At 52.4% G+C, this 22146-nt stretch carries 21 protein-coding genes and 1 pseudogene; 20 read left to right on the forward strand and 2 right to left on the reverse strand.

Going from position 1 to position 22146, the window contains the following annotated elements:
- The 11 genes from AB9F29_RS19835 to tnpA form a co-directional block, all read left to right on the forward strand.
- Window positions 1-283, forward strand: a 283-nt coding sequence (locus tag AB9F29_RS19835) for a DDE-type integrase/transposase/recombinase (protein ID WP_369756958.1), incomplete at its 5' end; no start/stop codon positions are given.
- Between the two features lie 9 nt (window positions 284-292).
- A complete protein-coding gene (locus AB9F29_RS19840) occupies window positions 293-991 on the forward strand; it encodes an IS6 family transposase (protein WP_369756959.1) in 699 nt (232 codons plus the stop codon).
- Window positions 992-1284: 293 nt separating this feature from the next.
- The gene (locus tag AB9F29_RS19845; protein ID WP_369756960.1) at window positions 1285-1521 is read left to right on the forward strand and encodes a DUF3489 domain-containing protein; all 237 of its coding nucleotides are present in this window, start codon (window positions 1285-1287) and stop codon (window positions 1519-1521) included.
- Between the two features lie 47 nt (window positions 1522-1568).
- Complete coding sequence (locus tag AB9F29_RS19850) at window positions 1569-1958, forward strand: DUF2924 domain-containing protein (protein ID WP_369756982.1); 390 nt, start codon at window positions 1569-1571, stop codon at window positions 1956-1958.
- Window positions 1955-3634 (forward strand): recombinase family protein, encoded by a 1680-nt coding sequence (locus AB9F29_RS19855; RefSeq protein ID WP_369756961.1) that lies wholly within the window; start codon window positions 1955-1957, stop codon window positions 3632-3634. The genes AB9F29_RS19850 and AB9F29_RS19855 overlap by 4 nt, the downstream gene beginning before the upstream one ends.
- A 743-nt stretch (window positions 3635-4377) precedes the next feature.
- A complete protein-coding gene (locus tag AB9F29_RS19860) occupies window positions 4378-5892 on the forward strand; it encodes a DNA modification methylase (protein ID WP_369756962.1) in 1515 nt (504 codons plus the stop codon).
- A complete protein-coding gene (locus AB9F29_RS19865; protein WP_369756963.1) occupies window positions 5892-6311 on the forward strand; it encodes a DUF5681 domain-containing protein in 420 nt (139 codons plus the stop codon). Before AB9F29_RS19860 ends, AB9F29_RS19865 begins: the two co-directional genes overlap by 1 nt.
- Window positions 6298-7707 (forward strand): phage terminase large subunit, encoded by a 1410-nt coding sequence (gene terL, locus AB9F29_RS19870; RefSeq protein ID WP_369756964.1) that lies wholly within the window; start codon window positions 6298-6300, stop codon window positions 7705-7707. The genes AB9F29_RS19865 and terL overlap by 14 nt, the downstream gene beginning before the upstream one ends.
- Before the next feature lie 334 nt (window positions 7708-8041).
- Window positions 8042-8491, forward strand: coding sequence for a DUF6508 domain-containing protein (locus AB9F29_RS19875; RefSeq protein WP_369756965.1), 450 nt, complete (start codon window positions 8042-8044; stop codon window positions 8489-8491).
- A 17-nt stretch (window positions 8492-8508) separates the two neighbouring features.
- Entirely contained in the window at window positions 8509-9216 is a 708-nt protein-coding gene (locus AB9F29_RS19880; protein ID WP_369756966.1) for an IS6 family transposase, read from the forward strand.
- Between the two features lie 418 nt (window positions 9217-9634).
- On the forward strand, window positions 9635-10051 hold the full coding sequence (tnpA, locus tag AB9F29_RS19885) for an IS200/IS605 family transposase (RefSeq protein ID WP_369756983.1): 417 nt from the start codon (window positions 9635-9637) through the stop codon (window positions 10049-10051).
- A 101-nt stretch (window positions 10052-10152) separates the two neighbouring features.
- Here tnpA and AB9F29_RS19890 read toward each other — a convergent pair whose 3' ends face one another.
- Window positions 10153-11772 carry a GMC family oxidoreductase gene (locus tag AB9F29_RS19890; RefSeq protein ID WP_369756967.1) on the reverse strand — a complete coding sequence of 540 codons (1620 nt, stop codon included), beginning with the start codon at window positions 11770-11772 and terminating at the stop codon, window positions 10153-10155.
- Window positions 11769-12494 (reverse strand): FCD domain-containing protein, encoded by a 726-nt coding sequence (locus tag AB9F29_RS19895; protein ID WP_369756968.1) that lies wholly within the window; start codon window positions 12492-12494, stop codon window positions 11769-11771. Before AB9F29_RS19895 ends, AB9F29_RS19890 begins: the two co-directional genes overlap by 4 nt.
- 193 nt (window positions 12495-12687) lie before the next feature.
- Here AB9F29_RS19895 and aldA point away from each other — a divergent pair, with 193 nt between their 5' ends.
- The 9 genes and pseudogenes from aldA to AB9F29_RS19940 all read left to right on the forward strand — a co-directional run.
- Window positions 12688-14157 carry an aldehyde dehydrogenase gene (gene aldA, locus AB9F29_RS19900; RefSeq protein WP_369756969.1) on the forward strand — a complete coding sequence of 490 codons (1470 nt, stop codon included), beginning with the start codon at window positions 12688-12690 and terminating at the stop codon, window positions 14155-14157.
- Between the two features lie 56 nt (window positions 14158-14213).
- Window positions 14214-15188: an ABC transporter substrate-binding protein gene (locus tag AB9F29_RS19905; RefSeq protein WP_369756970.1), complete on the forward strand. Its 975-nt coding sequence runs from the start codon at window positions 14214-14216 to the stop codon at window positions 15186-15188.
- A gap of 92 nt (window positions 15189-15280) precedes the next feature.
- Window positions 15281-16780 carry a sugar ABC transporter ATP-binding protein gene (locus AB9F29_RS19910; protein ID WP_369756971.1) on the forward strand — a complete coding sequence of 500 codons (1500 nt, stop codon included), beginning with the start codon at window positions 15281-15283 and terminating at the stop codon, window positions 16778-16780.
- Window positions 16777-17760 (forward strand): ABC transporter permease, encoded by a 984-nt coding sequence (locus AB9F29_RS19915; RefSeq protein ID WP_369756972.1) that lies wholly within the window; start codon window positions 16777-16779, stop codon window positions 17758-17760. Before AB9F29_RS19910 ends, AB9F29_RS19915 begins: the two co-directional genes overlap by 4 nt.
- Window positions 17761-17762: 2 nt before the next feature.
- Window positions 17763-18764: an ABC transporter permease gene (locus AB9F29_RS19920; protein WP_369756973.1), complete on the forward strand. Its 1002-nt coding sequence runs from the start codon at window positions 17763-17765 to the stop codon at window positions 18762-18764.
- Window positions 18761-19858 (forward strand): mandelate racemase/muconate lactonizing enzyme family protein, encoded by a 1098-nt coding sequence (locus AB9F29_RS19925; protein WP_369756974.1) that lies wholly within the window; start codon window positions 18761-18763, stop codon window positions 19856-19858. The genes AB9F29_RS19920 and AB9F29_RS19925 overlap by 4 nt, the downstream gene beginning before the upstream one ends.
- A 13-nt stretch (window positions 19859-19871) precedes the next feature.
- On the forward strand, window positions 19872-20903 hold the full coding sequence (locus AB9F29_RS19930) for a zinc-binding dehydrogenase (RefSeq protein ID WP_369756975.1): 1032 nt from the start codon (window positions 19872-19874) through the stop codon (window positions 20901-20903).
- A 6-nt stretch (window positions 20904-20909) separates the two neighbouring features.
- Window positions 20910-21674 (forward strand): SDR family oxidoreductase, encoded by a 765-nt coding sequence (locus AB9F29_RS19935; RefSeq protein WP_369756984.1) that lies wholly within the window; start codon window positions 20910-20912, stop codon window positions 21672-21674.
- Between the two features lie 64 nt (window positions 21675-21738).
- Window positions 21739-21933: pseudogene (locus AB9F29_RS19940) on the forward strand (IS6 family transposase); the annotation flags it as partial.
- Window positions 21934-22146: the final 213 nt, after the last annotated feature.

Consider the following 22146-nt stretch of genomic DNA (forward strand, 5'->3'; position numbering starts at 1 on the left):
GTTGAAATTCCTCAGAAAAACAATGAAGCGCTTTGGTCCACCACATGTCATCGTGACTGATCTACTGCGGTCTTACGGCGCCGCGATGAAGGTCATCGGCAACGCTCATCGACAAGAAACTTACCGCTGGCTGAACAATCGGGCCGAGAATTCACACCAACCTTTTCGACGACGAGAACGGGCAATGTTGCGCTTCCGACGAACGCGAACCTTGCAGAAATTCGTCGCCATTCATTCGTCGGTGTTGTCAGACAAACTTGACGCCCCAGCTGTTGATCCATAATTTTGGTGAATGACAACACAAAACCCATTCAAGTATTTCAAAACGAGTCCTGAAATCATCCGTCTCGCTGTGATGTATTATATCCGCTACCCGCTCAGTTTTCGCCAGGTTGAAGATATCCTGCATGAGCGCGGGATTGATATTTGCCACGAAACAGTGCGGTTTTGGGTCAACAGATTTGGTGCAAAATTTGCTAAGGAGATCCGGCAGAAGAGGGTGGGGCACCACTCAAATTGGCAATGGCACTTGGACGAGGTTTTTGTGAAAATAAATGGTGAGATATTTTACCTTTGGCGTGCCGTTGATCATGAAGGTGAGGTTCTTGAATGCTTAGTTACAAAGCGGCGCAACAAGGCTGCGGCGAAGAAATTTATCATAAAGACGATGAAAAAGCATGGTGTGCCTAAGATTATCACAACGGATAAACTACCGTCCTATGGAGCAGCCTTTCGTGAGATTGGCGTTGCCGATAAACAATTATGCGGCGGCCGATCCAACAACAGATGCGAGAATTCGCACTTACCATTTCGACGTAGAGAACGAGCGATGCAGCGTTTCAAGACGGTTGCGACACTTCAGAAATTTGTCAGTTATCACAGCGAAATCTATAACCACTTCAACCACCAAAGGCATCTAGAAAGCAGGCAATCCTTCAAACGAAAACGTGCAACTGCTCTCACCGAGTGGTTCAATTTCTGTGCCGCATGATGATTGACTTGATGTGCCTTTTGCGGCGTGCTCAAGTTTGTTTGACAACACCGATAGAGCCCCATGAGGCGTATGCCTCGATTCTCAAGGCCAGACATGGCCGCAAACACTCGTTCTGGGGGCTTGTGCAGTGACTTCAGAGAGTTTGGCCAGTTCCACTGGACTTGCGTGCCAAACGGAGCGGTACTGTCATAGCGACGCACCTGAAGGGTGCGCGCGAACGTTTCCGCCCGGGCTTCCGGGCTGTGGTCAGTAGCAGGGCCAGTTCGGTCCTGTGTGATTAGGAGACTCTCATGACCCAACAAACAAAACCGCTGACTAAGAAAGCGCAACTGATCCAGATGTTGAGCCGGAAGGCGGGGGCTGATGTTGCCACCATCAGCACAAAATTCGGCTGGCAGCCACATTCGACCCGTGCAGCACTGACGGGCCTGCGTAAATCGGGATATGAACTTGACGCTGAGAAGCCAGGCAGCGGCAAGCCTTTGCGATACCGCATTATCGACAAGCCTGCTGTGGATGCGGCCTGATGGCCGTTGAGGGCGCCGTGCAGGCCCGTTGGGTGGATCTTGGAGGGATGGACCGTTCTGCCCTTCGGGTGGCCTGGAGAGAGGCGTTTAGCAACGCTCCTCCGCATTTCTTGTCGATGATCTTCATGCGTAAGGCGCTGATATGGCATGAACAGTGTCGCAGGTTCGGCGCCCTGTCCCCGGACCTGAAGCGGGCTCTGAATTCTACAGTTGCAGGCAAAGCTGTGAGGCAGCCTGCAGCGGCAATACACCCTGGGACGCAACTGGTCAGGGAATGGAATGGGCGGCGATATCAGGTCGATGTGAGCGACGATGGGTTTGTGATGAATGGTGAGCGATATAAGTCGCTGTCGGCAATTGCTCTGCACATCACCGGGACAAGCTGGTCCGGACCGCGGTTCTTTGGCCTGAATGCTAGATCTGGGGGCCAAGCATGAAGAAGACCCGCTGCGCGATCTATACTCGTAAATTGTCTGAGGACGGGCTGGAGCAGGAGTTCAACTCTCTGGATGCACAGCGTGAGGCCTGTGCGGCGTTTATCACCAGCCAGAAGATTGAGGGCTGGGTGCTGGTGCCTGATTCCTATGACGACGGCGGATTGTCCGGCGGGTCACTGGAACGTCCTGGGTTGCAACGGCTCATGGTAGACATTCGGTCAGGCAAAGTGGACCGGATTGTTGTCTACAAGATTGACCGGCTGACACGATCGCTGGGGGATTTTTCCAAGATCGTCGACATTCTGGATGGGGCTGGTGGGTCGTTTGTATCTGTGACCCAATCGTTCAATACTGCGACAAGCATGGGGCGGCTGACACTGAACATGTTGCTCAGCTTTGCCCAGTTCGAACGGGAAGTTACGGCTGAGCGCATTCGCGACAAGATCACAGCATCCAAGAAAAAAGGGCTCTGGATGGGCGGCAACGTGCCTCTCGGCTATGAACCTGATGGCAGAACGCTGCAAATCAAAGAGCCGGATGCACAGATCATTCGAACAATTTACGACCTCTACAAAAAGCATGGCACGGTTCGCGAGGTGAAGGAACAGGCCGATAAGCTGGGTTTGAAGACAGCAATCCGGACATTGTCATCGGGCCGGTTGAAAGGAGGAACGCCTTTTAGCTTTGGGCATATATACTACATCCTGACCAATCCGATTTATGCGGGTCGCATTCGCCATAAAGCAAATGTCTACCCGGGCCTGCATATGGCTCTTATTGAGCCCGCGCATTGGGATGCGCTACAGGATCAGCTGATGGGCAATTCTGCCACCGACCGTTCTGGCAAAGAGAGAGGCAGGGGCCGCGGGGGACGAAAGCAGGTCTCGCTTCTGATCGGCAAGCTGAATGACGAAACCGGCGACCGTCTAACGCCGAGCCATACAAAGTCCTCGAAAGGGCACCGGCTCAGATACTATGTCTCAAACCGGCTTATCCGAAGCAAAGGCCCCAAAGATCCATCTGGTTGGCGCCTGCCTGGACCTGAGCTCGAGGCACTGGTCTCCAAATTGATCCGCAAGCATCTAAGCACGCCTGCAGTGATCGCAAATATGATCAGCGATGCAACGACGGAAGAGATCGCAAGTATTGCAAACCGACTGTCAGAAATCACCGGCAGCGAGTCCGATGAACAAGGCGAGATGCACGGCCAAATCATGCGGCTGATCCAACACATTCAGATCGCGCCTGGGAAAATCAAAGTATCTATATCTGCGAATAACCTAGCCGGGATTCTTGATGCTGATCCTGAACGCGTGTGTGAGGAGTACCTTGAGATAGAGGCCGCGTTCCAACATCGTAAACGGGGTGTTGAAACGAAGTTGATCCTGGCCGGCGCAGCCAGCCCGCGCGATGAGACGCTGCTCAAGAACATCGCAAAAGCACATCGCTACTTTGACCTGATCCGCGAAGAAAAATCATATGCTGAGATTGCTGCAATCGAAGGCGTATCGAAACATCGGATCCAGAAGCTGGTCGATCTGGCCTTTCTGGCGCCAGATGTAATTCGTGATGTTTTTGCAGGTTCTCAACCAACAGGCCTGACAACCGAATGGTTGCTGCGCCACGCGATTCCAGCGTTATGGGATGAACAGAGAAATATGTTCCGGCCCCTGTAATAGGCATAGATTCTGATCGGCCGAGAGGGCACGATCACGACTGGATCACACTTATTCAAACTGCGACCGTGCAAAAGCCGTTTCCAGACTTTTAGCAGAATCCTGCCTATTCACGGTGTGCATAGGGTCTGGGGGGTAATAATACCCTAAAATATGCCCGAAAACACCGGATAAAGTCCGATATTATGAAGTGTTATCAATACTTTATGTGTGTTGGCTGTGCTGCCAGTCCTGAGCAAGCCAGTCTCGGCCGATTTTCCCTGGTAACAGGGAAATTAACAGGGAAATGGCAGAAAAATGGATCAATCTGTTCGAATTTCAGGATAATTGCGAGGCAATATCAATATGTTAAGAGAGAATTCCCTAAAGAACTAACAGGGAGTTTATTTAATCTAGAACAGCGAGAGATCTTGCTGTTATCAGGGATTAAATAGTTGTGCGTTTTTAATGAATTTCAAATTTCGCTGATGCTTAATTGTGCGCTCATCATGCCATCACTCTCACCATACATTTCACTTGCTTGGCACAACATGTCGCCCTGAAGTGCGTCTGTCAACCACATGTGGTATTTTGCTCTTGACGAAAGTCGGTAGGTTTGCAATTGATTGGCTATCGTTCATCCACGTGATGGACCGACGTGACAGGAGGTCATCGTCGCTTAAGCAAATTCCGCTAGGCCACGAAAGACGCTTGTCTGCTCCCAATAGCCCCCGCGGAAATGTTAATCAGAAAAGGGGTCCAGAATGGGCATTAAATTTCTAAATCTACCAAAAATAGCACCTACTGAAAAACCGAAGAACCTCTTGTGTGATACTGAGGTGACTTCCGAGTTCACGGCAACATCGGGTGGGCTTCAGGCAAAACGCAACGATCTTTTGCCCAACTTGAAGATCGAATATGTGCGTGTTTCCGACATCAAAAAATCCGATCATCGGGTTCGCAATGTAAGCAAAAATAAAACCCGGAAACTAAAATCCACGATTGCGAAATTTGGTGTCAGAAAGCCTGTTCTTTTGACCGCTGAATTCGAGCTTATCGACGGGCATGCTTTGATTGAGGCTGCAGTACAACTCGGTATCAAAACCATCCCCTGCATCATCGCCTCCGATTTGACCGAAGTAGAAATCCGTGCTCTGCGGCTCGCGCTCAACAAAACACAAGAACTTGGCGAATGGGATGACAATGCTTTGCGAGCAGAATTTTTGTATTTGCTCGAATTCGAGAATGACCTTTCCTACACTGGTTTTGAAGTCGGAGAAATTGATCAGATTATCGTTCTGAATGACACTTCTGCTGATGGCGTGGCCGGACATCCTGCTGATCAACCCGGCGAGCTACCCGCAATTGATGCGGATGCTGTGACCCGACCTGGTGATCTCTGGCGGTTGAACGGGCATCGCATTCTATGTGGCAATGCGCGGCATCCCGAGGGGCTGGCCAATTTGGGTTCGGGGGAAAACGTCTCGGCAATTTTTACAGACCCTCCATACAATGTGGCAGTGAATGGCCATGTGTGCATCGGATCAGGTAAGTTTGAGGAGTTTGCCGAAGCCTCCGGAGAGATGTCGAAGAAGGAGTTTGGTATCTTCTTAAACCAGACCATTGGAGCAATGGCAACCACGCTGAAGAAAGGTGGCGTTCTATTTATTTGTATGGACTGGAGGCATTTAGCTGACCTGACATCCGTGATCGACGATCTTGGTCTTGAACTGTTGAATATTTGCGTTTGGGCAAAGGACAAGCCTGGAATGGGGTCCTTCTATCGCAGCCAGCATGAGTTTGTCCTTGTTGTCCGAAAAGCTGGGGCTGGCCATATGAACAACATTCAACTGGGCAAGTTCGGTCGCAACAGGAGCAATGTTTGGCGGTATGCAGGTGCTACTGGCGGTAAGACGTCGGGTATCGACGACTTCAAGCTTCATCCGACAGTAAAGCCTATCAACCTGGTCAGAGATGCCATTCTGGATGTGACGGCCATCGGTGACATCATTCTTGATCCTTTCTTGGGCTCTGGGACAACGGTGTTGGCCGCAGAAGTCGCACACCGGATATGCTTTGGTGTGGAGATTTCGCCAATCTATGTCGATGTCGCCATCGGGCGCTGGGAAGCCCTGACTGGGCTGGATGCCGTCCACGACAAGACTGGACTGACGTTTGCCGAAATGAAAGCCGAGCGGTCGAAGGGAACAGATCCACTTTACGATGAACTCGGCGGGACGTCGGCATCTCTCTCTATGGAATCAAAGGAGGACTTCTGATGAAAAAAGAACCTAAGTCCGCAGGCGCATATGAGGTTGGGTACGGAAAACCACCTCAAAAGCACCAGTTCCAACCTGGAAATTCTGGCAACCCAAAAGGGCGCTCAAAGGGCCCAGGCAACCTCCACAAGATGATCGCAAAACACGCCAGCAAGAAGGTAACGGTCATTGAAAACGGTTCCGAGAAAAAGATGGCTAAAATGGATGTTGTGGTCTCGGCCATGTTCAACAGTGCATCTAAAGGTGATGTTGGTGCGGCACGACTGCTGACCTCAATGCTTCAGGCTGCAAGCGAATTGGCAGGAAACACTGACGCTCCAGAATTCACCGATGCAGATATCGCCGTCATGATTGATGTCGGAGACTGGCAGGCTGAACTCGTTGCTCTCAAGGCGGAGGTGTCAGATGGAAATGAATAGTGATCTCATGCGAAGGGTCTACGCCAACAATCTCCATGCGTTCGTGCAGCGAGGCTTTACGGAGCTAAACCCCGGCGACATATTTGTTGCGGGGTACTACATCCGGGCGCTCTGCCATGTTCTGGAGCGAGTGGCTGCTGGTGAGTTGCGGCGGGTAATCATTACGTTGCCGCCGCGCCATTTGAAGTCTCAGATCGCAAGTGTCGCCTTTCCAGCCTGGTTGCTTGGCCGCGAGCCCACAAAGAAGATTGTTTGTGCCAGTTACAGCGCGGGACTTGCTGAGGACTTCGGTAGACAAACCCGACAACTCATGAGGGCTCAATTCTATCGTGCGACATTCCCCTGGACGCAGTTGGATCCTTCAAAGAGTGCTGTTGACGAGTTCCACACCCTCAAGAAGGGCCGCCGGATAGCCACATCAGTTGGCGGGACGTTGACAGGGAAGGGGGGCAACATTCTCATCGTCGACGATCCGATGAAAGCGGAGGATGCGCATTCCCAAGTCAAACGAGACAGCTGCCACAACTGGTTTAACAACACGCTAGCCAGTCGTCTGAATGACCCAAAGTCAGGTGCTATAATAGTCGTCGCCCAGCGTTTACATGTAGATGACCTCGTCGGCCGCCTGTCTGCGACAGGTAATTGGGAGGTCTTCAATCTGCCAGCTTTTGCCGTTGAACCGCAGGATTTACCGCTAGGCGACAATGCTACATGGCACCGGGGGATTGGCGAATTGCTACATCCCGAACGTATTGGCGAAGCCGAGATGGATCGAATCCGATGTGAGATCGGTTCAGCGTCCTTTGAAGCTCAGTACCAGCAGTCTCCCACGCTACCCGGTGGCAATTTAATCAAACGGGAATGGTTCGGGAATTATGACGGTGTGCCCGGGGCCATTCTGCATGAGGCGGTTGTACAAAGCTGGGATACCGCTGCCGTACCAGGCATTAACAATGATTTCGCCGTCTGTACAACATGGGGCCTGATCAACGATCATGTTGACCTTCTGGATGTGCGGCGTGCCCAGTATCATTACCCAGACATGCTGAGAGCGGCCCGCGATCTTCGGCGAAAGTGGAAACCAAATCTGATTGTGGTTGAAAAAGCCGGAGTGGGGATCGCTTTGGGAAATGATTTGCTGCGCGACGGCCTGAACGACGTCCAGGCTTTGTCCGTAAAGGACGACAAGGTAACGAGGATGTCACTGCAGAATGCAAAGATTGAGGCAGGGCAGGTGCGCCTTCCGAAATCAGCACTTTACCTTGAGGCCTTTCTGAGCGAGGTGGCCGAGTTTCCGAACGGAAAATACGACGATCAGGTTGATACAATGTCGCAGGTGTTGGCTACACTTGATCAGAGGACAGTGCAGCTAAGAGGGATCAGCAGATACAAGTAGAGTACCAAGGGCGAAATAGGGGTGTTGGTTTGAAGGTCAATTGAGGCAAGCGAGGATTGCGATGGAGGGCGTCCGTGCTGGTTCGGATTTAGCGAAGATCGTCGTTAAAGTGGGCGACGTTGTTGGGACGTGTGACCGCAAAGTGGTGTTGCCACGGTAGAGCGTGCTCTTCGTAAGTCAAAAAAGAGTATTCTCAGACTGAAAAACTATCAGCACTGATGACTTGATAAGCTAGGACTATAGGACCTTACTGACACTTGCACCGAATGTGAGTTGATCGTTTTTAAGCACCTTTAGCGCACGAGAAAGTGCCCAAAAATTTGAGGAATGAACAATGAAGAGTGATTCAAAAAATCGGGAACAATTGCTGGTATTGGCCTCATTTCTGCCCGCGCTGGAAGTCGCAGAATTTTCCGCTGGAGAAATGGTTTTCCCACCAGACACAGTTGATGGGGTGTCCCGGTTCCCCCACGGAAATCCCAGTGAGACAGCAAGGCATTTCTTAGATATGCTATATGAAAAAAACTGGGTGGTGCCATTCGACTGGCAGTTATGGATCGATACCCCCGAAGCGATAGAGTTGTTTGTAGAAGACGGTGTCGCTTTGGCAAGCGCCGATACTGATCAACTGGGCAAAATGCTGACGACATGTGTCCGCCGAGATCGCTTTTCCTGGGGAGATCCATTGCTGGGAGATTTTGAGTCCGGATTGATCACCCGAATTGTGCGTCGAGCCCATGTACTGGTCCTGTCAGAGGAAGCTAGCTTGAGCCGGGCAGGGTGAACGCCTAGCGTCGCAGGATGACAAAACGCGACCCATTCAAGTACTTCAAGACGTCTCCCGAAATCATCCGCTTGGCGGTTATGATGTATGTGCGTTATCCACTTTCGCTTCGAAATGTGGAGGATCTTCTGCACGAACGCGGCATCGCGATCAGTCATGAGACGGTCCGGTTCTGGTGGAACAGATTTGGCCCAATGTTCGCGGCCGAGATCCGAAAGAAGCGGATTCAGCACCTTCGTGCTCATTCGAATTGGCAATGGCATTTGGACGAGGTGTTCGTGAAGATCAACGGTGAGACCCACTATCTTTGGCGGGCTGTGGATCACGAGGGCGAGGTGCTTGAAAGCTATGTCACGAAGCGCCGAGATCGCAAGGCGGCATTGAAATTCCTCAGAAAAACAATGAAGCGCTTTGGTCCACCACATGTCATCGTGACCGATCTATTGCGGTCTTACGGCGCCGCGATGAAGGTCATCGGCAATGCTGACCGACAAGAAACCGGGCGCTGGCTGAACAACCGGGCCGAGAATTCACACCTTCCGTTTCGACGAAGAGAACGGGCCATGCTTCGGTTCCGGCGCATGCGAAGTTTGCAAAAGTTCGTCTCCGTCCACGCCTCAGTTCACAATCATTTCAACCACGAACGTCACCTTTATTCACGTGCCAATTTCAAACTCAACCGCACCGCTGCTCTTGCTGAGTGGCGCCAACTTTGTTCAGCATAGGTTCCGGCCTTTAGCGGTAAACTGAGACTGGTTCGCATTGGTCTGACACCACCCCGAAGCCTCTCCAAACGCGATCACTTCAAGGCCAACCGCGCCGCCGCTCACGCCGAGTGGCGCGGCCTTTGTGCGGCATAAAAAGGCAGGGTTATTGGGCTAGCTGAGACGAGTTCGATTTAGCCTGAAACCACCGGCCAGATACCTAACCGCAACGATCAAAATTAACCTAAGTTCTACCCTTGCAAGGCCGGATTTTCCACACAGCGTTAGCACCGCGGCATCTTTTAGTATCCACTCATTGGTCTAAACCCCCCGTCTTTCAGACGGGCGTGCTTTAGCGCGAAAGAATCTGTTATAATCTTATCCTCCAGAATGATGAGCCAGCCGCAGGGTGAAGCTCATCATTCTGGAGGATAAGATTATGCACTATTCCAAAGGCAAACACTGCGCCTATTATCACCGTTACCATTTGGTCTGGTCGACCAAGTATCGCTACAAAGTTTTGCAGGGCGATGTGCGGCTTCGGGTGCGCGAAATTATCCGCCATGTGTGTGCTGAAAATGGCGTCGATATTATCCATGGCGTGCTGTCATCTGATCACGTCCATATGTTTGTATCGGTCCCACCAAAGTTGGCCATCAGTGAATTGATGCGCAAAATGAAGGGCCGTTCCTCCCACAAAGTGCAGCGCGAATTCCTGCAATTGAAGAAGCGATACTGGGGGTGTCACTTTTGGGGCAGGGGGTATTTTTCAACCACAAACGGGGCGATCACAGAGGACATTGTACTTCAGTACCTGGAAAATCACATCCGTAATCCTACCGTCGCCAGACGGTAGTCGTTTAGAACCCTCTCGCTGAATCTGGACTAAGGTTTAAACCTGCCAACGTTGGCCGTTTAAACAAGCGCGGTAAATTGAAGCGCTGGCTTTTATGGGAGTCAGGCCAAATGCCCCATAACTAAATCGGCACATCTATCCCCCAGCATCATTGCTGGAGCGTTCGTATTGCCTGCGTTTATATCTGGCACGGCAGACATATCACACACACGTAGCCTCGCTATTTCACGCACACGCATCTGAGCATCAAGCACAGCCATGCGATCTCCATCGGCGCCCATTTTAGCCGTGCCTGCTGGATGATAGTTCGTTTTCACGAAGCGCTTGCAATGTGTGACCAAGGCGGCATCAGACGTGTCGTCGGGCCTAGGTAAAGCCACATTTTTCAACCTTTGCGCAAGTGGGTTGGCGTCCATTGCGCGCAGGAAGAACCGCTGCCCTGCGACCATTGCTGCCATGTCATCTGGATGCTTGAGAAGGTTTGGGGAAACAGCAGGCATTACGGTGGGGTCGGACGATGCGAGCCGCACTTCACCCCGTGATTTTGGTTTCACGACAACGGTCGTAATGGTGACGCCGTAGCCGTCTTTCAGCTCTTCTTGCGCATCACGATCTAAGTAGATTATAGGCACACAAAACGCTTGTATTGTGGGCGGAGCTTCGGGGTTTTCAGGATTGACGAAGGCCCCAGCTTCTACGCCAGCTGATGTGACAGGGCCAGAGCCGAACAGCTTGAATTGCAGCCCGTTGCGCACCATTCGCCAGCCGTCTCCTTGTTTGTAATATCCATACGGTCCATTGGCATAAGCCGTAATCGGCACCTCTGGGTGATCAATCAAATTTTGCCCCACACCGGCTAAGTCGGCTTTCACGTTAATGCCATGTTCCGCCAGATGATCCGCGGGGCCGATGCCGGACAACATCAGGAGTTTGGGGGTGACCAATGCTCCAGCAGCAAGAATGATTTCCCCTTCAGCGTGGACGATATGCTCACCCGTTTTGTCACGATAGGATACGCCAATGGCACGGCCGTTTTCGATGATAATCTTGCTAACCTCGGCACCGAGCCGCACGGTAAGGTTCGGGTTCGTAAGCTGAGGTGTAATGAAGGCATATGCTGCGGAGCTCCGCTTGCCTTGGCGATTTGTGAATTGGTAAAACCCAACGCCCCTCTGGCTCGCACCGTTGAAATCAGGATTAAACGGCTCGCCTAATGTCTGGACTGATTGCACAAACCAGCGAGACATATCGTCAATATAGCCAGGGTCCGAAACCAGCAAAGGGCCGTCAGAACCGTGCAAATCATTGGCGAACCTATTGTTGCCCTCCATGCGCGTAAAATGTGGAAGAACATCCTTCCAGCTCCACCCCAAACCGTCATTGTTCCCGCGCAAAATTTCGTCCCATGCATTGTAGTCCTCGGGGCGTCCACGCATATAGACTTGCGCGTTGACAGACGAGCCGCCGCCCAACACGTTGCCTTGTGGAATATCGTGCACGCGTCCACCTAAGTGTTCTTGCGGGGTTGTGCGATGGTAGCGCATGAATTTTGACCCGTTGATCATCTTGAAGATGCCGGGGGGCATATCGAGTAGAGGATGCTTATTGGAGTGGCCAGCCTCTAGCAATAAGACACGCCCTCCACTTTCCGCGGCAAGCCGCGCGGCGACAACACAGCCGGCGGATCCACCACCGATAATGATGTGATCAAATTTGGTCACGATTTTTCATCGGGTGAAAATGTTGTTCGCACGTGATCCCAAGCTGCATCCAAGTGCGTCACAAGGGCATTTTCAGCCGTAATCGGGTCGCGATCCATAATGGCGGTCAGGATTGCGCGGTGGGCGTGAAAGTTTATTTCGTTACGCTCGGGGGAGCGGACCATATTGTTCCAGTGCGGTGCTAGCCAAGCGGTGTATCCGGTGTGGATTGCCGGAAAAATCGGGTTCTTGGGCACCCTATAGAGGGCGCCGTGAAAGGCAACATCCGTCTCATAAAAGGCGATCGAGTCAGAAATTGCCGCTTCGTTTGCAGCGAGGGCCGCTTTCAGGTCGGCGATATCGTCCTTTGTGGCTGAAGTCGCAGCATCGCGTACCAGCGCACGCTCAATTAAAACGCGACTGTCGTAAAGGTTTTTGACGTCGCCACTCTCGGCTAGCAAGTGTTGAACGATTTTCCCAGTCGCATTCAAAACAGTTTCGTAGTTCGGCTTGCGAACAATGGGACGAAAGCGCGGCTTGTTCTCAATGAGTCCCAGATTGGACAGGGCCAAGATCGCCTCGCGTATAACCGTTCGGCTCGCACCAAGTTCTTCCATCAAATCTCGCTCGGCGGGCAGGGGTTGTCCATTTTCCAACTCGCCTGAGGTGATCCGTCTTTCAAGGAGTGACACGACGTTATCAGCAGCGCGGGACTCGGTCCCCTTTAGGTTTTCTATGGGCAATTTGACGACCTCTGCATTGGATGAGCGGTAAGTTTGCTCGCTCTTTTCTATTTTTGATAAGACCAAAATTTGCAGGTTAATGCAAGAGTAGATGAATGGCTGCGATTTTAAGCTGTAAAAATCAATTTTTGAACATTCTGTTGACATAAGTTTGAATGACTGAGTAGTTTGGTCATACCAAATGGAGATTCTTATGTTTGATCTAACGATGCCGGTTTCTAAGTATATTGATGCGAAAATGTTCATCGATGGCGCATGGCTGCCAAACGAAACGCGCGATCTGATCGAAGTTGAAAACCCCGCAACAGAAGCTATTTTGGGTACTGTCCCTGAGGGAACCCTTGACGATGCACAGGCTGCGCTTGAAGCCGCGCAGCGCGCTCAGCCAGCATGGGCAGCACGTCCCGCAATAGAGCGTGCAGGCTTTGTTTCGAAGTTGGCGCAAGCCGTTATCGATCGCACGGAAGATTTGGCTCGCCTCATTACACTTGAGCAGGGAAAGCCGATTGATCAAGCGCGTGGCGAAGTCGGCGCAGTTGCGACTTTCTTAAATTTCGCCGCAACAAATGCACGACGTATCGAAGGCGACATTGTCACGTCAGACAATCGCGATGAAGAAATTCATATCAGGCGTCACCCGTATGGTGTTGTAGTTGGGCTGACGTCTTGGAACTACCCTGCTGCTCTGGCGGCGCGAAAGCTGGGACCGGCGCTGGTCAGCGGCAACACGTTTGTGCTCCTTTCACACGAAATTACCCCTTTTTCGGGATTGGCGCTTGCGCAATTGGCCGATCAGGTTGGCTTTCCTGCAGGTGTTTTCAATGTTGTTACTGGGCGTGGTCGCGTTGTTGGGCAGGCTATGGTGGAAAACCCTATTTCGGGGCTCATCACGATGACAGGCAGCACGCGTGCAGGACGTGAAATCTATCGCTCGGGTGCGGAGTCAATTAAGGTTCTGCGGCTTGAACTCGGGGGGAAAGCCCCGTTCATTGTGATGCAAGACGCTGATATCGATGCGGCTGTCAGCGCTGCGGTGACCGCGCGTTTTACGAATAGTGGCCAGATTTGCACCTGCAATGAACGCATGTATCTACACCGCGAAATAGCAGATGAGTTCTTGGGCAAGTTCACAGCCACCGCCAAGGCGCTCACAATTGGAGATCCACTCGGGCAGGTCGACATGGGGCCCAAGGTGAGTGGGTTGGAGGTGACCAAAGTCGCCGAAATTGTCGCGCGAGGCGTTGCTGATGGCGCCGAAGTCTTGCTTGAGGGCGGCCCACTCACCGAAGGCGTCTATGCGAAAGGGCATTGGTATGCGCCCACCGTCGTCGAAGTTGCGAATAATACTTCGCCGCTCATGCGCGAAGAAGTTTTTGGACCAGTCGCTACAGCGATGCGCGTTGATAGCCTTGATGAAGCCATCGCCCATGCCAATGACACGAGCTTTGGGCTTTCGGCCTACTTATTCACAAATTCGCTTAAGGACATTGCGCGCGCTCCCTATGCGCTCAAATGCGGCGAAATCTATCTGAACCGCAGCAACGGAGAAGCGGTTCAGGGCTTTCACACAGGTTGGGGTCAATCTGGCCTTGGCGGTGAAGATGGCAAATACGGATTCGACGGGTATCTGCGCAAGCAGACAACCTACCTAAACTGGGGGTGACCCCGATAATCGCGTGGTGGGAGGAGCCCCTACGCAACTTAGTGGAGGAATACAAAATGAAACGCAGAACACTTCTTAGTGGCGCAACAGCCGTCAGCCTAGGGCTTACATCCATGGCATTTGCTGATGGCTTGCCGCCGCTCGCTGTGCAGGACACTTATAAAGTCGGGTTTGCCCAAATGGAGTCAAACAACCCATGGCGCATCGCTGAATCCAAGTCCTTCGTGGATACAGCCGAAAGTTGTGGCTGGGACTTGATCTCTACGGATGCTGCTGGCTCGGCTGCAAAGCAAGTTGCAGACGTTGAGAGCATGATTGCGCAAGGTATTGATGTTCTGTTCTTGCCTCCACGCGAAGAAAAACCGCTGATCCCAGCCGTGAAACGTGCCCAAGCGGCGGGTATTCCGACGTTCCTGATTGATCGGTCTGTTGACCCTGCGGCTGCAGTTGCTGGTGTAGACTTCATCGCATTCCTTGGCTCCGACTTCATCATGCAAGGACGTCAAGTTGCCGAATGGACCATTGCCAACTTTGCCGGTGACAAAGGCGTCATTGTTGAACTTGAAGGTACAACGGGCTCGTCCCCTGCCAACGACCGCCGGTCGGGCTTTGACGATGCTATCGCTGCAGATTCGCGGTTCGAGATTGTCGCCAGCCAAACTGGTGATTTCTCTCGGGATATGGGGCGTCAGGTCATGGAAACGCTTTTGCAAGCGCATCCTGATGTGAACATTGTTTACGCACATAATGATGAAATGGCGATTGGCGCGATTCAAGCGCTTGAACTTGCGGGTCGCAAGCCAGGCGAAGATGTGATGATCGTTTCGATCGACGGTACACGTGATGCGCTTCAAGCGATCATCGATGGCAAAATGGGCGTGACAGTTGAGAGCTCCCCATTCTTTGGCCCATTGGCGTGTACGACCATGAAGCGGTACGCGGCGGGCGAGACAATTGAACCTTGGGTTCAAGTGAGTGACCGCATCTTCACGGCGGAAAACGCTGCAGATCACATCGACGAAGCTTACTAAATAAAGCTTCAAAAGAAGGGGCGCGTACCTCCCTACACGCCCCTTCTCCTAATTTGATCAAGGACTTTGCACCGATGGCCGCTCTGTTAAGAATGAACTCAATCAAAAAAGCATTTAACGGTGTTCCAGCTCTTTCCGGTGCATCGATCGAACTTGAGCGCGGGGAAGTTCATGCGCTGATTGGTCAAAATGGTGCGGGAAAGTCCACCATGATCAAGGTGTTGACTGGAGTCTACCGCCGCGATGGAGGCACTGTCGATTTCAATGGAGCCAAAAGCGTTCTGACAAACCCGCGCGAAGCGCAAGCCGCAGGCATCGCCACGATCTATCAAGAGTTAAACCTTGTGCCGCTTCGATCCGTTACGGAAAATGTCGTTATGGGCTATGAGCCCAAGCGGTTTGGGACCTTCATTGATTGGGCTGCTGCACATCGGCGCACGCGTGAAATCCTCATGCGCTTTGGCATTGAAATCGACGTAAAAATGCCGCTTGAGCATTATTCAACCGCGATCCAGCAACTCGTGGCGATTGCGAGAGCGGTCTCTTTGGACGCAAAACTTGTCATTATGGACGAGCCGACCTCATCGCTCGATGCGTCCGAAGTCAATACTCTGTTCGGTGTGGTGCGCGGGCTTCGAGACGCAGGCGTTTCGGTGCTCTATGTTTCACATTTCCTTGATGAACTCTTTGAAATTTGCGACCGCGTGACAACGATGCGTGATGGTAAAACAGTTGGGGTCACGACCCTTTCTCAAACTTCCAAACTTGACCTCATCGCGGGCATGCTGGGCCGCGCAACAAGTGATATCGCGCAGGCCGGCATGACGGAATTTGGCGGCGGATCCGCAAAAGGGGGCGAGGTATTACTGTCCGCTAAGGATGTGGCGACCGGACCCCGCCTAACAAAATTCGATATGACATTGCACCGAGGGGAAATCGTCGGACTCGGTGGCTTGCTTGGCGCTGGTCGTACAGAGGCTGCGCGCGCCTTGTTTGGTGTGGACACTTTGAGACGCGGCGAGGTTACCCTCAAAGGCGGACCGGCACCGAGCAACCCTGCGGATGCCATAACTGCTGGTCTCGGGTATCTGTCTGAAGACCGCAAGGCCGAAGGGATCATTCCCGACATGTCCGTGCGGGAAAACCTAACTTTGGCGCTCTTACCCCGCCTGACTCGCAACGGGCAAATTGATCGAGCCCGCGAAAAGGAATTGGTACAGAAATACATCGACGCACTCGGCATTAAGACCGCCGATATGGAACAACCAATCCGCGAGCTTTCGGGAGGAAACCAACAAAAAGTCCTGCTTGCTCGTTGGTTGGCGATCGAACCCGACGTCTTGATTTTGGATGAGCCAACACGCGGTGTTGACGTCGGAGCCAAACGTGAAATTCAATTGATTATACGCAACTATGTTGATCGTGGCTTTGGCGTTGTGCTGATCAGTTCAGAGTTCGAAGAATTGGTGGAAGGTGCCGACCGCATCGTGGTTCTGAACGAGGGTCGATGTATCGCAGAACTCACAAACCCCGGAATCACGGAACACAAATTGGTGCAGGCGCTTGCCCACACCGTCGAGGCCACATCATGAGTATTTCTAGCGCAAAGCAAACAACATCGAGAGCGACAACACGTATGTTGCGGGAGAATGGGGGCGTGGTGGCATTGGTCGCGCTCTTGGTTTTCAACGCGCTTTTCACGCCAAACTTTCTCCAACTGCAAACGCTGTTTGTGAATATCAGTCAGGTCGCGACGATTGCGATTGTTGCGATGGGCATGACCCTCGTGATTGCGACCGGTGGAATTGACCTTTCGGTCGGGGCCGTCATGGCGCTCTCCGGAGCTTTGGCCCCTCTGATTTTTCAATCTCAATTTGGGATTGATTACCCTTCGCTTGGAATTGCAGCGGCGATCGGGGTACCGGTTTTGGTGGCGTTGGCGTGCGGGTTATTCAACGGCGTGATGGTGGCGAAGTTGAATGTGCAGCCCATCATCGCGACGCTCATCTTGTTTATCTCAGGGCGCGGGATCGCTCAGGTTCTAACGAATGGAAACTTACAAACCTTCAACAACCCTTCCTTTAGCTATTTGGGGACCGGAAAGGTTCTTGGTCTTCCTTTTCAGGGTTGGCTGGCCCTCGGTATTGCCGTGATTTTGTTCATTGTTATGTCACGCACGACATTCGGACGATACGTCTTGGCCATTGGCGGAAATGAACGCGCAGCACGCCTGTCTGGTGGGCCGGTCGCGCGCGTCAAAATCGGCGTCTATATGATTTGCGGAGGGCTTGCGGGCATAGCAGGCCTCATCGTTGTTGCGATCAACTCGGCCTCTGACGCTGCGCGCAACGGCAGTCTCATGGAACTCGACGCAATTGCCGCGGCCGTTGTTGGTGGGGCTTTACTGCAAGGCGGAAGGGCCCCGATTTTTGGCGCCATTCTTGGCGCGGTCATCATCCAGTTGGTCAAATACACGTTGCTTGCCAACGGGGTTGAAGATGAGGTGGCTTTGATTGCAAAAGCCGGCATTATTCTTGTTGCAGTCTACGTGCAGCAGGCAAGGAAGGAATAGCTATGTTGAATGATGACGCTTTTGATCTGCGAAGATATGTATCCCGGAATTCACAGTCGGTCGCTGTATGGATCGCCTTGGGTGCGCTCATTCTGTTTGGCGTTCTCCGGTATGAGAATTTCGGAGGGGCCTATAACTTTAGTTCCTTCCTGAACTATAATTCGATGTTCATCGTGATCTCCCTTGGCATGTGCTTTGTGATCATTACTGGTGGAATTGACCTCTCGGTCGGCTCCGTCGCCGCGTTTTCATCGGTGATCGCGGCCTATCTGTCGCCCTTTGGGTTGCAGGTTGCTTTGCCATTGGCCGTAGTGGTTGGGATGATGTTTGGGGCTTTCAATGCCTTTTGTATCATCCAGTTGAGGATCCCTCCGTTTATCGCCACGCTTGCGACGATGCTTGGCGCGAAAGGGGGCGCCTTGGTGATTTCTGGCGCGTCAACGGTTGCAGTTGACTGGGGCTCGAATTTTACCCGCATGGGGATGGAAAAGGCGTTCGGATTATTCCCATGGTCGATCGTTATTGTTGCAATTGTTGGTATTCTCCTTTGGGTGATCTTAGAGACAACGTCGCTTGGACGCACTATTCTTGCGATTGGCGGCGGGGAGGATGCCTCGGTCCTGATGGGGCTGAAGGTCAACCGCGCCAAAGCATTTGTCTATATTGTATCCGGTGGATGTGCGGGCGTTGCGGGTGTTATTCTTGCATCAGGGTTTGGCGCTGGTCAGCCACTGGAGGGGATCGCCTGGGAGCTTTCAGCCATCGCGGCCGTTGTCGTGGGTGGCACTTTGTTGACGGGGGGGCTTGGTTCGATCCCTGCCACGGTTGCTGGAGCGCTCCTGTTGGGATTGGTGTTCAATATATTGAATTTTGAAAATGGCCGTGGTTCTATTAGCTTTAGCGCCTATTGGCAGATGGTAATTCGAGGCGGCTTTCTGTTCGCGGTCATCATGTTTCAGACACGAATGATGAAGGCCCAGAACACGAAAGGAAAAACGGCATGAGTACGATAACATCGGTTGATGTTCGCCTGTTTCACATCCCTCTTGCCGAAGTGCTAGTTGATGCAAAACACGGCGACCACCATTTTTTTGAACTCATCACGGCGACGGTTCACTTGAGCGATGGTTCAACAGGCACGGGATATACCTATACGGGTGGCAAAGGCGGCCATGCGATTACAGCAATGCTCACGCATGATTTGGTGCCGTTTTTAATCGGGAAATCCGCGGATGACGTTGAAGCTTTGAACGAGGCGATGCAGTGGCATGTGCATTATGTTGCACGTGGAGGTATCGCGTCCTTTGCGATTTCGGCGCTCGACATCGCCCTGTGGGATTTGCGCGGCAAACGGCTGGGACAACCTTTGTGGCAGATGGCTGGTGGGGCGGCAAAAACCTGCAAGGCCTATTGTGGCGGTATTGATTTGGGGTTCGACCTCCCTAAGCTTCTCCGTAGCATCCAAGGATATCTGGATCGCGGGTTTAACGGTGTTAAGATCAAAATAGGAAAGCCAACGTTAGAAGAAGACGTCGCGCGGGTAAGAGCCGTGCGCAACCTAATTGGTCCCGATATCGCCTTTATGGTTGATGCCAATTATTCGATGAGTGTTGAACAAGCAATTAGCGCTGCCAAGGCGTTCAAGCCCTTCAACCTTTTGTGGTTCGAAGAGCCGACGATACCCGATGACTACAGAGGCTACGCAAAAATCGCAGCGGCGAGCGAAATACCTCTCGCCATGGGTGAAAATCTGCACACTATTCATGAGTTTGAATATGCGCTTGATCAGGCTGATCTAGGTTTCATTCAACCCGATGCGTCGAACTGTGGTGGCATCACTGGGTTTTTAGAGGTCGCGAAGCGCGCCTCACATGCCGGCGTTCCGATCTGTAGCCACGGCATGCACGAACTGCATGTTAGTTTGGTTGCCTCACAGAAAAGTTCGGGCTGGATCGAAGCACATTCCTTCCCGATTGACCAATACACAACCCGCCCCCTTATTGTGGAAAATCACCTTGCAGTCGCACCAGATAGTCACGGTACGGGCGTGACGTTCGACTGGCCCAAGCTCGAATCCGCCAACCAATTAGATTCCTAGAAGGAAGCCCCGAATGACCACTCAAGCAGCCATCTACCGCGGAAATAAAACCTTTACTGTTGAAGCGGTCACAATACCTCCACCCGCTGCTGGGCAGGTGCAAATTGATGTCGCGTATTGCGGAATTTGCGGCACGGATTTGCACATTTATTTGGGGCATATGGATCAACGCGTCGGTTTTGAACGTACGATCGGACATGAGATGTCAGGCGTTATTTCCAGTGTTGGGAAAGGTGTAGCAAACCTAAAGGTCGGCCAGCATATGGTCGTGCGTCCGCTGGCCCATTGTGGCGACTGTCCCGCTTGTAATGCAGGGCATGAGCATGTCTGTCATAAGCTTGAGTTTATAGGGATCGACAGCGCAGGCGCGTTCCAACAAAAGTGGAACGTACCCGCGCATACGATCCATGTTCTACCTGCCGATCTGAATTTGTCCCATGCGGCGCTGATTGAACCCTTGGCTGTCGCTTGTCACGATGTATCGCGCGGGAAAGTTCAGCCGGGCGAAGATGTTTTGGTGATCGGCGGTGGACCCATTGGCATGCTCGTCGCGATGACTGCCCGCGAGGCGGGCGCCAATGTAGTAATCGCAGAGATCAACGAAAACCGTTTGGCCTATGCGCGCGGTCTTGGGTTTTCGGCTATGAGTTCGAAAGAGGTCGATGTCGCTGAGGCCATGCACGATACCACTGATGGAAAAGGTGCGGACGTTGTTTTTGAAGTGTCGGGCAGTCAAGCTGGCGTTGACTTGATGACAGCGGCTGCCGCGACGCGTGGGCGGATTGTTATGGTCGCGATTCACGCCACCAAACCCACAATCGACATGTTCCAATTTTTCTGGCGCGAACTCGATTTGCTTGGTGCACGGGTTTACCGCCCCGAAGATTATACTGCGGCAATGGAATTACTCGCAAAAGGCGTCGTAGATTGTGAGAGTTTCATCACCGACATTCAGGGCTTGGAGGATATCCAAGGTGCTTTCGAGGCGTTGACCCAGAACCCAAATGCTATGAAATCAATGATCCGTATGATGGGGAATGTATAAATGACCATTATGGAGCGTTTCAGCCTTAAAGGTAAAACCGCACTGGTGACCGGAGCTAAACGAGGTATTGGTCGCGGTATTGCAGAGGCGCTTGCTGAGGCAGGCTCGGATATCATCGCAGTTAGTGCGACGCTCGACCCGAATGGGTCAGACGTTGGACGCTCCGTGGAAAAAACAGGCCAGAAGTTCACAGGCTATACGTGCGACTTTGCAGACCGGGCGGCGGTAAAAGCGTTTACGTCCCAAGTACTGTCCGACCATCCGCAAATTGATATTTTGATTAACAATGCCGGCACCATCCAGCGTGCCCCAGCCGCTGAACACCCGGATGAAATGTGGGATAAAGTGATTGAAGTTAACTTGAACGCGCAGTTCATTATCACCCGCGACATAGGTAAAAGAATGGTCAAGCGCGGCTCAGGAAAGGTTATTTTTACCGCATCGCTTCTGACGTTCCAAGGAGGCATCACTGTGCCTGGGTATGCTGCATCCAAAGGCGGAATCGGCCAATTGACGATGGCTTTCGCCAATGAATGGGCTGCCAGCGGGGTCAACGTTAACGCCATTGCCCCAGGTTATATCGATACCGACAATACCCAAGCACTGCGCAATGATCCTGAACGATCAGCTTCAATCTTGTCCCGCATTCCGGCTGGTCGATGGGGGAAGCCGGAAGATTTCGGGGGGCCTGCCGTATTCCTTGCGTCCGAAGCAGCTTCCTACATGCACGGTCATACCATGCTCGTCGATGGTGGATGGATGGGTCGCTAAGTGAAAAGTCCGGAATGGTTAGCCACACGCCAGAGTGGATCCATCCCCGCCCCGGACCCTTTATTCGCGCCGGCCCTTTCGACCACGAGAGCGAGACATGCACTGATTTAGCCGAATGCGAACCTTGCAGAAATTTGTTTCCGTCCATGCATCCGTTTTTAACCACTTCAATCAGGAGCGCAGCCTTTCCCAAAGAGATCATTTCAAAATGAACCGCACTGCTGCTCTGGCTGAGTGGCGCGGTCTTTGCGCGGCATAAAGGGCAGTCTCACTGGCCTAGCTGATACGAGTTCGAATTTGTCTGATGGTGTGGACGGCTCTACCCGAACGGCATCGCAATGTGCCATGCTGGTGCTGTTACGAACCAACAGAGAGAAGGAGCCATCCACAATGGATATTACAACACTCGGGATTGATCTGTTGACCGGCAGGTGATTGCACGGTGTTGTCAGACAAACTTGACGCCCCAGCT

The sequence above is a fragment of the Falsihalocynthiibacter sp. S25ZX9 genome, assembly GCF_041205405.1.
GTDB classification, from domain to species: Bacteria; Pseudomonadota; Alphaproteobacteria; order Rhodobacterales; family Rhodobacteraceae; genus Falsihalocynthiibacter; species Falsihalocynthiibacter arcticus.